The organism is Brenneria roseae subsp. americana (genome assembly GCF_003115815.1).
In the GTDB taxonomy this organism is placed as follows: Bacteria; Pseudomonadota; Gammaproteobacteria; order Enterobacterales; family Enterobacteriaceae; genus Brenneria; species Brenneria roseae.
The window spans coordinates 109,533-121,864 of the sequence record NZ_QDKJ01000006.1; the positions used below are offsets into that span (position 1 = coordinate 109,533).

Sequence of the window (12,332 nt, forward strand, 5' to 3'; positions counted from 1 at the left end):
ACTGTATAATCTTGTCTATACAAGTAAAATTAAGCAAGACATGTGCCAGATTTTCATGAAACCAACGCCGAAGCCATTTCGTCGCACGGCGTCCGGATACGCCATGCCCCTACAGGAATAAATTTTTATGATATCAATGAGTTATTTAATAGTGAATTCCCGCATACGCAGGGACATCGGCGGTGAAAAGGAACGATCAATCGTCAGCTTATTGATTTGTTGACTCGCAGTGGTGCATCTATTGCACTTTTTTAGCGCACTCGCACGTTATTCGCCGGTTAAACGGTTATTGCTCCCCACAGAATCATTCCTGCGGTTCCCTGTATCTCGACCGGAAAACCGGTTTCCGTGTCCGCTTTAGATTCAACAATACTCGTATCAGAAGCCCCGGTGTCTTTTGCCGCCCAATACACACCCTCTCCCGCGTTAAGGGCAGCACTGCGTCCTATTTTCCATTCGCCGCTCATCACATAAAGCACGCCGCCCAACGGTCCGGAAGCAATAAAGCTATCACCATGCGCCGTTACCGCCGCGCGACATACGCCACGGCGCGTCATGATGTTGAAATCGGTCGTCGCCCCATCAATCCGCCTTGCGCTCAACGCCACATCGCCAGAAAAAGCAAATGGCTCTCCCGGATGAATCAGCGCGTGGTCAACGCGTTGCTCAGAAAATAAATGCACGCCGGCACCGCTCAATAACGTGATGGATCGATCGATACCCGCGAAGACAGAAAACGGGCCATCCTGAGCAATGGTGGCGATACTGACACGCCAGCTAAAATCCGCTGCGCCTGGCGGCCAGCTGACGATCTCACGGGTTTCACCGCCGCCGTTACGCCAGCGGCTTAGCGGCAGCGTATCGAAAGAAAACCGGTGTAGCTGGCTCATACCGCCTCCGACAGTTGCTTCAGCAAGTGCAGAAAATCCTCGGCGGCGGCCTGCTGTTGAGCGTGTTGACCATCAACGATGCGGGCCATCCCGCCGACGTAAACATCACGGATCTGCGCCGCGCTCCCCGCAAACAGCCAGCGATTGAGTATTTCGCTATCCTTTGCCGCCGCCAGATAGGGCGAGCGGTTATCGAGGACCAGCCAATCGGCACGGCAACCTGCGCTCAATCGCCCGATGTTGACGCCGCAGGCCTGCGCGCCGCCTGCCGCGGCCTGGGTGTACAATACGTCGCCGATGGATTTCTGCCGTGGCGTGGTCAAACGGTTACGGCGCAAATCCCGCAGGCGTTGTCCGTACTCGAACCAGCGCAGCTCTTCCACCACGTTGAGCGAAACATGGCTGTCGGAACCGATGCCCCAGCGCCCTGCTTGCGCCAGATAATCGACGCCGGGGAAAATGCCATCGCCAAGATTCGCCTCGGTAGTCGGGCATAGCCCCACTACCGCGCCGCTGTCGGCCATACTCGTCAGTTCGCAGGCATCGGGATGTGTCGCGTGGATCAGACACCAGCGCGCATCAACATCCACATTGTCATACAGCCAGGTGATGGGCCGCTGACCGCTCCAGTTCATGCAGTCGTTAACTTCCTTCTGCTGCTCGGCAATATGAATATGGACGGGGAGATGCGGGTCCGCGGCGTGCAATACCTGTAGTATCTGCTCACGCGATACCGCTCGCAGAGAATGAAAACATAATCCCTGATTTTGCAGTAAGTTACCCTGCAACTGCCGCTGAATTATTTCCTGCTGAAGCAGGTAGCCGTCAGCATCCTGAATAAACCGTTTTTGACCGTCCTGCGCCGGTTGCGCACCGAATCCGGCATAACTGTACAGCACGGGAAGCATGGTCAATCCAATCCCGGCCTGCTGCGCCGCCTCGCTGATATGTGCCGTCATTTCGCCACGATGTGCGTAAGGCCGACCATCAATATCATTATGTAGATAATGAAACTCGGCGACCTGCGTGTAGCCGCCCTTAAGCATTTCGATGTACAACTGTCGGGCGATGACGCCAACCTGTTCCGGCGTCAAACGCTGCACCATGCGGTACATCAGCTCGCGCCAGGTCCAGAAACTGTCCTGCGGATCGCCCGCCACTTCTGCCAGCCCGGCCATAACCCGCTGAAACGCGTGCGAATGAAGATTAGGCATCCCGGGAACGATCGGTCCATTCAGCGGCACGCAGCCCTGCGAGTCGGCATGAGATGTGATGGCGGCGATCAGGCCGTTGGCGTCAACATCCAGCCGGACATCGTGGGCCCAGCCTTCGGTCAGTAAAGCGCGTGGAGCAAAATAAGCAGGCATAATAACGTTCCCTGAATCAGCAGAGAGCCTATTGGGCATAGGCGCAAAGAAACATAAGGCGATATCGTAAAAATAATTGCGAAAATATCAGCGATCTTGTCTATACATATACATATGCCTGATTGCGCTGTAAACTTGTCACCATCCTTTTTTTGAAATTTGATTTGCCACCATGGCCGATCTTTAACGTTGCAGGGAAAATGACCGCCGCTGAAAGAAAATCTAGTCAGCCGGCCATTTTCTCTGAAAACTCTGTGGATTTTTCAAGTGAGGTAAGAGCCATGTCGGAACCAACGCCGCTTGCTCAACATGGAATGACGCAACAGGATGTCTCGCAGCAAACCCTATCCGAATTGGCCGCCGCCATCAGTGACACGCCCGCGCCGATTTATCAGCGGGTCAAACAGGCAATTATCAGTCAAATTCGCGGCGGCAACTGGAAGCCTCATCAGCGCGTACCGTCTGAAAGCGAGTTGGTGAATGAGTTGGGGGTCAGCCGCATGACCATCAACCGCGCATTGCGCGAACTGACCAGCGAAGGCTTTTTGATTCGTATGCAGGGGGTCGGCACCTTTGTTGCCGAAGCAAAAGCCTATACGCCGATGCTCGAAGTCCACAATATTGCCGATGAAATCGCTCAGCGCGGTCATCGTCATAGCAGTAAGATTCTGATCTGCGAAGCCCGTCCGGCGGACGCAGAACAGGCCATGCAGTTGGGTATCGTGACCGGAGAGATCCTGTTTTATTCACAAATCGTTCACTATGAAGATGAGACCCCGGTGCAAGTCGAAGAGCGTTTTGTCAATCCGCGCACGGCGCCCGACTATCTGCAACAGGTGATGGATAATGAAGCGCCTTACACCTACCTGATGAAAATTGCCCCGCTCACCGCCGGCGAACATCGGGTGGAAGCCATCAGCGCCAACGATACCCTGCGCGAATTGTTGCGGTTGAAAGAGCACGAGCCCTGTTTGCTGATTCATCGCCGCACCTGGAGTGGCAGCCATGTCGTGACGGTGGCGCGCCTGATTTACCCCGGCTCCCGTTATCAACTTTTTGGACGCTTTACCAGCCACGGCTGATTGCCTTGACACAACCGGCAATAAGAAAAAACTATCGTTAGCCGACTTGCTGCGCTACCCGTTATGCGTTAGGTTGACTTTAGTTGTCTATACAAGAAGAATTTAGCCCGGAGCCGCGCATGACGGTAATAAATACCTCTGGTTCACGCCCTTCCCATTCATCAACCTGCGACAGCCTGTGGCATGGCGCTACCTTGATCACCATGCAGGATGGCCGCTATACGCCGATTGAAGACGGCACGATAGCCGTCAAAGCAGGTCGCATTATCTGGCTGGGAAAAACTCAGGATTGCCCGCCATTTTCCGCCACGGCAGAGCACCGGTTTGACGGCGGCATTATCACGCCCGGATTTATCGACTGTCATACCCATCTGGTGTTTGGCGGCGATCGCAGCAGTGAATTTGAACAACGTCTGAACGGGGTCAGCTATGCCGAGATTGCCGCTCAGGGCGGCGGGATCATCGCCACCGTCAATGCCACACGTCAGGCCAGCGAGCAACAGTTGCTGAAGCAGGCGCTGTTTCGTCTGCAACCGCTGCTGGCGGAGGGGATCACCTGTATCGAGATCAAATCCGGTTATGGGCTGAGTATCGAGAGTGAATTAAAGATGCTGCGGGTTATCCGTCAGTTAGACGCCCTGCTGCCAGTAGACGTCAAATCGACCTGCCTGGCCGCGCACGCGTTGCCGCCGGAATTCAAAGACCGCGCCGATGACTACATCACACTGATTTGTGATGTGTTGTTGCCCGTGGTCGCCAGAGAAAAGCTGGCCGATGCGGTAGACGCCTTCTGTGAACATCTGGCATTTTCACCGGCACAGGTTGAACGGGTATTTAATACTGCCGAAGCGCTCGGATTACCGGTCAAATTGCATGCTGAACAGCTGTCGTCGCTGCATGGCAGTGCGCTGGCGGCCAGACACGCCGCCCTGTCGGCCGATCATCTTGAATACGCCACCGACGAAGATGCGCAGGCCATGGCCGTCGGCGGCACCGTCGCGGTACTGTTGCCCGGCGCCTATTATCTGTTGCGTGAAACACAGTGTCCGCCCATCGACAGTTTCCGCCGTCATCAGGTGCCCATGGCGCTGGCGAGCGATGCCAATCCCGGCACGTCTCCGGCGCTCTCCCTGCGCCTGATGTTGAACATGGCCTGCACCCTATTCCGCCTGACGCCTGAAGAAGCGCTGGCGGGCGTGACCTGCCACGCGGCAAAAGCGCTGGGGTTACAGGCATCGCACGGTACGCTGAAAACAGGCAACGTGGCTGATTTTATTCATTGGCCGCTGTCGCGTCCGGCAGAGCTGGTTTACTGGCTGGGCGGTCAGCTACCCTGCACCGTGGTTTATCGTGGAGAACACCGAGGAGATATCCGTTAATGAGCCAGCCGACGACCGACACCCTTGCCGAGCCTTACTCTTTTATCGCTGGGAATGCGCCGCTGTTAGTCAGTATTCCCCATGCCGGCACCCGGCTTACCCCCGAGGTGGAGCGTGCGCTGAGCGACGATGCCCGACCGCTTTCCGATACCGACTGGCATATTCCGCGATTGTACGATTTTGCGCGTTCGCTGGGCGCCAGCATTCTGGTCGGTCATTACTCGCGTTTTGTTATCGATTTAAACCGACCTTCTGATGATAAGCCGCTCTACGCCACCGCCACCACGGGCCTGTATCCGGATACGCTGTTTGATGGCCGACCAACATTCAAGGCTGGCATGGCGCCGTCAGTCCTGCAACGCCAGCGCTATCTGGATGAGATTTGGCGTCCCTACCACCAACAAATTCAGTCCGAACTGGCACGAATAAAGCAAACATTCGGTTATGCCTTATTATTTGACGCCCACTCGATTGCCTCAGTTATTCCGCGACTGTTCGACGGCACATTACCCGACCTGAATATTGGTACGAACAGCGGCGCAAGCTGCGCCGCTGAATTAAGCGATATCCTGACGACCTGCTGTGAGCAACAGTCTCAATTCAGCCATGTGCTTAACGGTCGGTTCAAAGGCGGGTATATCACCCGAGCCTACGGCCAGCCCGATCGGGATATCCACGCGGTCCAGTTAGAACTCGCCCAGAGTAACTATATGGATGAAAGCGAGCCTTATCCGTACGTTGAGGCGAAAGCATCCCAGCTACAGGTGCTGCTGAAACAAATGCTCGGAGGGATGCTGAACTGGGGACACCATCGATATGGGATTGGGGAATAATTTCTGTAAGCAAGGTTAGGGTTTCGTGCGCAGTAGCTAACGCAGATTTCTGCAAGCATTGCAGCACGCGCCCGACATGGGGCGGCTCAATCGCCACCACCCCATGACCCCTTATCAAAAATACTTAATTCTCTTCTGGGAATTCGTCAGGGCCAACCGGCCCCATATTATTGCGAACTAAAACCCTTCGAGCACAATCTTGCCCTGCGAGCGGCCACTTTCGATCAGCTCATGCGCCCGTCGCAGATTTTCAGCATTAATGGCCCCAAAATGGTTGCCCACGGTGGTGCGGAGCGTTCCGTTGTCAATCAGGGTACTCACGCGTTCCAGAATTTCGTGCTGACGAATCATATCCGGCGTCTGGAACAGCGAGCGGGTAAACATCAGTTCCCAGTGCAGTGAGATGGCCTTACGCTTCAGTGGTAGCGCATCAAGCGTCGCGGGATCGTCAATAATCCCGAATTTTCCCTGCGGCGCCAGAGCTTCAACAATTTGCGCATAATGTTTATCAGTTTGGGTCAGACTGGCCACATAGCGAACCTGCGAAACCCCAATCCTGTTCAATTCTTCCGTCAGCGGGCGGGAATGGTCGATCACATCATGCGCGCCCAGAGTCCGTACCCATTCAGACGTAGAGGGCCGTGACGCCGTACCAATCACGCGTAGCCCGGTCAATTGGCAAGCCAATTGCGTCAGCATGGAGCCAACGCCTCCCGCCGCGCCAATAATCAGCAGCGCATCGCCTTCTCCGGCCCATTCTTCCACGCCTAACCGGTCGAACAATAGCTCCCAGGCGGTCAGGGAAGTCAGCGGCAGCGCCGCCGCGTCCGCATCGCTCAGCGAAGCCGGTTTGTGGCCGGCAATGCGCTCATCGACCAGACCGTATTCCGCATAGGAGCCCGGCCGATTGATTGACCCGGCGTAATACACCTCATCACCGGGCTTAAACAGCGTGACGGCATTCCCCACCGCCTCTACCGACCCTACCGCGTCCCATCCCAGAATACGCGGATGGTCCGTTGGTGAATTGGTGCGAACTTTGGTATCCACCGGGTTGACTGCAATCGCCCGGATCTTCACCAGCAGGTCATGCGGACCGGGTTCCGGTTTTGCTACCTCCGCGTCATACAGGGATTGAGGGTTTTGTATTGGCAAACCATGTTGGCTATAGACAACGGCTTTCATCACTGTTTTCTCCAGGCAATAATTTGAAAGATAAGGGGCTGTACGTGGGCTTGCCGCCTTGCGTCATGATATGACACGGTGATGCACAGCTTACGTTAGATGAATTTTTCTAATAATAGGTATATTAGATTAAGACGTTAACGCCAGGAATGAAAACTTGCTTGCACGGCGAAACATAAAAAAAGAGGAAGTCATGCGTCTAAAGACAGCCGTTTTTCATGGGGTTGATTTATCCAATAATTACCCATCAAGTTCGTATAATAGCGATGACCTGAAAAACAGCCGATTGGATAGTACACACAGGACCCGAAACGATGACTCGACATTTAAATAAAGACACCAAGGTTTGCATGTCCCTTGCCGCCCGCCCCAGTAACTTTGGCACGCGTTTTCATAATTATCTGTATGATGCGTTGGATCTGGATTATCTGTATAAGGCGTTTACCACGACGGATTTGGCCGGCGCCATCGGCGGCGTTCGTGCGCTGGGCATTCGCGGCTGCGCCATCTCCATGCCATTCAAAGAGGCCTGCATCCCGATGGTGGACGAATTAGACGCCTCGGCGCAAGCCATCAACTCGGTCAACACTATCGTCAATACCGACGGTTATCTGAAAGCCTACAACACTGATTATATTGCGATTGCCAAACTGTTGGCGGATTACCGGGTGCCAAACGATCTCGTGTTCGCACTGCGCGGCAGCGGCGGCATGGCAAAAGCGGTGGCGTGCGCGCTGAAGGACGCCGGTTTCAGAAACGGATATATCGTTGCCACCAACGAAAAAACCGGTAAATCGCTCGCGGCGTTGTACGATTACGAATGGCGTCCCAATACCGAGGGTTTGCGGGCCGATCTGCTGATCAACGCCACGCCGATCGGCATGACCGGTGGTCCTGACGCCAACAGGCTCGCTTATAGCGAAAGCGAGGTAGACGCGGCCAGCGTGATTTTTGACGTGGTCGCGCTGCCGCCAGAAACGCCATTAATTCACTATGCCCGCCAGCAAGGGAAAACGACGATCGCCGGCTCTGAAGTCTTCGCCATTCAGGCGGTAGAGCAATTTGCCCTTTATACCGGTATTCGTCCCGACGACGCATTATTCCAACAGGCGGCAGCCTATTCACGCCAGCAATAAATCCCTCATCAGCATGGCCGGGAAGTAAAACGGATCTCCCGGCCTTATCCATAAAAACGCCCCCGAAATATTATTCGCCGGGTTTTTTTTATTTAATCCAAATCAGCACCGTTGCTGGCAATGACTTTCTTATACCAGTAAAAAGATTTCTTTTTCGTCCTGGCTAAAGAACCGTTGCCCTGATCGTCGCGGTCAACGTAAACGAAGCCATAGCGCTTACTCATCTCCCCCGTTGAGGCTGAAACCAGATCGATACAACCCCATGAGGTATAGCCGATGACCGGGATGCCATCCTCAATTGCATCGGCCATCGCTTTGATATGCTTGCGCAGATAGCTGATACGATAATCGTCTTCGATTTCGCCCCGTTCATTGACTTCATCTTTGGCGCCCAGCCCGTTTTCCACCAGAAATAACGGTTTCTGATAGCGGTCATACATCATATTCATGGTGATCCGCAGCCCTAAAGGATCGATCCCCCATCCCCATTCGCTGGCTTCAATATGTGGATTTTTCAGCGATTTGACGATATTCGCAGCGCTACTGTTCTGGTCATTCATCTCTGCCGACGCGCAGCGAGAGGCGTAATAGCTGAAGGAGACAAAATCGACCGTATTTTTGAGAATATCCTCGTCGCCCGGTTCCGTGGCAATCGAAATGCCTTTATCTCTGAACAGGCGCGCGGTATATGCCGGATACGCGCCTCGCGCCTGCACATCGATAAAGAACAGGTTTTCACGATCTTTGTTCAACGCGGCCCAGACATCTTCCGGCTTACAGGACCACGGATAAAAATTGCCCCCCGCCAGCATGCAACCCACCTGATTATCAGGATTGACCTCATGGGCGATTTTCGTCGCCAGCGCACTGGCAAGCAGTTCATGATGCGCGGCCTGGTACTTGACCTGTTCCTGATCCTCGTCTTTGTCAAAAACCAGCCCTGCGCCAGAGAACGGGCTGTGCAACAGAATATTGATTTCATTAAAGGTGAGCCAGTATTTCACCAATCCGTCAAATGCTTCAAAACATGTCCGGGCATAACGAGTGAAAAACGTCACCATTTTTCGATTGCGCCATGAGCCATATTCCCTGACCAAATGCATAGGCACATCGAAATGGCTCAGCGTCACCAGCGGCTCAATGTTGTGCTTTTTACACTCGCTAAAGACATCACGGTAAAAGGCGATGCCTGCCTCATTGGGCGTCAGTTCATCACCGTTAGGGTAAATCCGGCTCCAGGCAATGGATGTGCGGAACACGGTGAACCCCATCTCCGCCATTAGCGCGATATCTTCCTTGTATCGATGATAAAAATCGATGGCCTGATGGCTTGGATAAAACTCATCGTCGCACAAGGTAAAACGGGGTTCCTGACCTAACTTCACCGCCAGACGGTGCGGCCCGTGTGGAATCATGTCCACCGTCGTCAACCCTTTACCACCTTCAAGATAAGCCCCTTCGGACTGATTTGCCGCTAACGCCCCGCCCCATAAAAAATCGTCGGGAAATGTTGATGCTGACATGAGAGACCTCTTCTCGATCTAGTTGGTTTTCAGTGCCTTCTGCGGCGCTGGAACAGCGGTGTCCTGAGCAGCACCATTGTCCCGTTCTGTTGTTTCATCTACCGGAATATCTTCAAATCCCAATAACAACGTCACAAAGAAGGAGATCACGACGGACATAATCATGACGCCGAACACCCATGCAATACTCATTGGGTTGCTCGGATCGAAGAACTGCACGCTGGTGAAAAGCCCCGGCGACGCCATCGAATGGCTGGCCAACCCGCCGATACCGGCGATGGCGCCACAAATAAATCCGGTGATGAGACAGGCGATTAATGGACGTTTCAGCCGGAGGGCCACACCGTACAGCGCCGGTTCAGAGATACCGGCCACAATGGCGGAAGCGGCGGCCGCCAGTGCGGTCTGACGCAGTTCCGGGTTTTTCGTGCGCCATGCCACCGCCAGCGATGAGCCGCCCAGCGACAGGTTGGCGCCGATTTCTGAAGGCATCACCATGCCCTCTTTCCCGGTTTCCGCAATGGTTTGAATGATGGTGGGAGTAAATACACGGTGCATGCCGGTCATGACCAGTAATGGCCAGATGGCGCCCATAATGGCGACAGAAAGCCAGCCCAGATAATCATGAACGGTGTAAACCACCGCGGAGATACCGCTGCCGATCCAGATCCCCACCGGGCCAATGAACATGATGGCAATCGGCGCTGAAATCAACACGATCAGCATCGGTTTCAGGAAGTTTTTGGTCACGGCCGGAGTAATGCGATCCACCCATTTTTCAATATAGGACAGGATCCAGGTCATACACAGCGCCGGGATAACGGTATAGGTATATTTTACCGCGGTAACGGAAAGACCAATAAACTCAACCGGTTGTCCCTCGGCCGCTTTGGCCATCAAATCGATAAAGGTGGGATGCACCAGCACCCCGGCAATGGCAATCGCCAACGACAGGTTAGTTTTGAATTTTATCGCCGCAGAAGCCGCCACCATTATCGGCAGGAAGAAGAAGGCCCCGTCGCCAATAACATTGAGGATCGTGAGTGTTGATGAGCCTTTTTCAAAAATTCCGGTCATATCCAGAATCATGGCAAGCAGTTTCACCATGGAGCCGCCGATAATCGCCGGTATCAGCGGCGACATCGTGCCAATCAGCGCATCCAGGATCCCGGCACCAATGCGTTTCAACGTGATTTTATTTTCTCCAGACGCACGGCCTTCAGGCTGAACGGTGTCTGGCAGCAGTTTCAACACCTCGGCATAAGCGTAAGACACATTATTGCCGATGATGACCTGACACCGGTCATCATTTTTCACCACGCCCAGCACGCCGCTGATGGATTTCAACTCCGCAATATTAACGGCCTTCTCGTCTTTAAGCACAAAGCGCAAACGCGTCATACAGTGCGTCACCGCCGCTACGTTACTGGCACCACCGATGGCATCGACTATCGATCGTGATACTGCCGCATAATTCTTTGACATGGATAAGGAATCTCTCGTAATGACGCTTGCTACATCAGGCTGAACAAACGACTCAAAGCCATCGAGAATCAGTCTTTGCTGGCATAAACGTACATTTATTTTTTAAATTCATAATGTTATGAATATATTTATTCCGACACCCCGGTTACCTTCCGTGGTATGAAATCCTGATGGGTAACCGGTTCCACATGAGAATGTGGATATTGAACTAACATTTCAATAAAAAAATAACCTTAATTATTATTTTGTGATGGGGATCGACATTTAATCGGCTTAACGAAATACTTCATGAAAGTGCAACATTCCGTCAGACACGGCATGCTTCCTTATTCCCAAAATGTGTAGAATAGGCGCAATTTCCCAGGATTCAGGAAGTCACATGTCAACCATGCAGGAAGTGGCAAAGAAAGCGGGCGTATCGAAAGCCACGGTATCGCGTGTTCTGTCAGGTAAAGGGTATACCAGCGAAGAAACCAAAACGCTGGTATATAAAGCCATTGAGGAGACAGGATATCGCCCCAATTTACTGGCGCGGAATCTGGCGACCAGCAAGTCGGAGTGCATCGGTCTGGTGGTAACCAATACCTTGTACAACGGCAGCTACTTTAATGAATTGCTTTCTCAGGCGGCGAAAAAACTGGAAGACAATGGCCGCCAACTGATTCTGGTTGATGGAAAGCACAGCGCCGAAGAGGAAAAAGCCGCCATTCAATTCCTGCTGGATTTACGCTGCGATGCCATCATCATCTACCCGCGTTTTTTAACGGTGGATGAAATGGACGAGATTATCGAGAAGCACAAACAACCGATAATGGTGGTAAACAGAAAACTGAGGAAGCATCAAAGTCACTGTATTTACTGTGATCATAAAGGCTCCAGCTACAAGACGACCCAATACCTTATTGAGCGGGGGCATCGGGATATTGCGTTTATTACCGGATCGCTGGATTCGCCGACCGCAATTGAGCGTCTTTCCGGCTACAAAGCAGCTCTGTCCAGCGCCAATATTGCGGTGCGTGATAACCTCATCGTTAAAGGAAAATGGACACCCGCCAGCGGTGCTATCGCCATTGACTCATTGCTCGCCGGTCAGGTGCCGTTCAGCGCGGTGATTGCCAGCAATGATGATATGGCGATTGGCGCGATGAAAAAGTTAAGCGAAATCGGTATTTCCGTACCGGATACGATTTCAATTGTGGGGTTTGATGATATTCCGACTGCGCCGTTCCTGAAACCCTCGCTATCCAGCGTCAAAGATCCAGTCAGCGATATGATCAGTGAAGTGATTAACCGATTGGTATCCATGCTGGACGGTGGGTATTTTTCAAAGGAAAATACCTTTTCTTCCGATCTGCTGGTCAGGGATTCCATACAGAATGGGCCTTTTTATATTGCGCCGTCAGATAAGGATGGTCAGTGACGCGGGGGATCATGAGTAACGTGATGCGATTT

General features: G+C 53.1%; 10 protein-coding genes. 5 read left to right on the forward strand and 5 right to left on the reverse strand.

What is annotated here, in order from left to right:
* Window positions 1-278 precede the first annotated feature (278 nt).
* Complete coding sequence (locus B4923_RS09440; protein WP_109054100.1) at window positions 279-890, reverse strand: HutD/Ves family protein; 612 nt, start codon at window positions 888-890, stop codon at window positions 279-281.
* Window positions 887-2,257 (reverse strand): formimidoylglutamate deiminase, encoded by a 1,371-nt coding sequence (locus B4923_RS09445; protein ID WP_109054101.1) that lies wholly within the window; start codon window positions 2,255-2,257, stop codon window positions 887-889. The genes B4923_RS09440 and B4923_RS09445 overlap by 4 nt, the downstream gene beginning before the upstream one ends.
* Window positions 2,258-2,538: 281 nt before the next feature.
* On the opposite strand from B4923_RS09445, the gene hutC reads away from it, so the two are divergent.
* The 3 genes from hutC to hutG all read left to right on the forward strand — a co-directional run bounded on the left by hutC (window position 2,539) and on the right by hutG (window position 5,551).
* Entirely contained in the window at window positions 2,539-3,339 is an 801-nt protein-coding gene (gene hutC / locus B4923_RS09450) for a histidine utilization transcriptional repressor HutC (RefSeq protein ID WP_109054102.1), read from the forward strand.
* A gap of 119 nt (window positions 3,340-3,458) precedes the next feature.
* A complete protein-coding gene (hutI, locus tag B4923_RS09455; RefSeq protein WP_109054103.1) occupies window positions 3,459-4,718 on the forward strand; it encodes an imidazolonepropionase in 1,260 nt (419 codons plus the stop codon).
* On the forward strand, window positions 4,718-5,551 hold the full coding sequence (gene hutG, locus B4923_RS09460; protein ID WP_109054104.1) for an N-formylglutamate deformylase: 834 nt from the start codon (window positions 4,718-4,720) through the stop codon (window positions 5,549-5,551). Before hutI ends, hutG begins: the two co-directional genes overlap by 1 nt.
* A 177-nt stretch (window positions 5,552-5,728) precedes the next feature.
* Here the strand turns inward: hutG and B4923_RS09465 are convergent, their stop codons facing one another.
* Window positions 5,729-6,736, reverse strand: coding sequence for a zinc-binding alcohol dehydrogenase family protein (locus B4923_RS09465; RefSeq protein WP_109054105.1), 1,008 nt, complete (start codon window positions 6,734-6,736; stop codon window positions 5,729-5,731).
* Between the two features lie 314 nt (window positions 6,737-7,050).
* On the opposite strand from B4923_RS09465, the gene B4923_RS09470 reads away from it, so the two are divergent.
* Complete coding sequence (locus B4923_RS09470) at window positions 7,051-7,872, forward strand: shikimate 5-dehydrogenase (RefSeq protein ID WP_109054106.1); 822 nt, start codon at window positions 7,051-7,053, stop codon at window positions 7,870-7,872.
* Between the two features lie 92 nt (window positions 7,873-7,964).
* Here the strand turns inward: B4923_RS09470 and B4923_RS09475 are convergent, their stop codons facing one another.
* Entirely contained in the window at window positions 7,965-9,395 is a 1,431-nt protein-coding gene (locus B4923_RS09475) for a 6-phospho-beta-glucosidase (protein WP_109054107.1), read from the reverse strand.
* A gap of 18 nt (window positions 9,396-9,413) precedes the next feature.
* Window positions 9,414-10,880 (reverse strand): PTS cellobiose/arbutin/salicin transporter subunit IIBC, encoded by a 1,467-nt coding sequence (gene ascF, locus B4923_RS09480; RefSeq protein ID WP_109054108.1) that lies wholly within the window; start codon window positions 10,878-10,880, stop codon window positions 9,414-9,416.
* Between the two features lie 379 nt (window positions 10,881-11,259).
* Here ascF and B4923_RS09485 point away from each other — a divergent pair, with 379 nt between their 5' ends.
* Window positions 11,260-12,300: a LacI family DNA-binding transcriptional regulator gene (locus B4923_RS09485; protein WP_109054109.1), complete on the forward strand. Its 1,041-nt coding sequence runs from the start codon at window positions 11,260-11,262 to the stop codon at window positions 12,298-12,300.
* The last annotated feature ends 32 nt before the right edge of the window (window positions 12,301-12,332 follow it).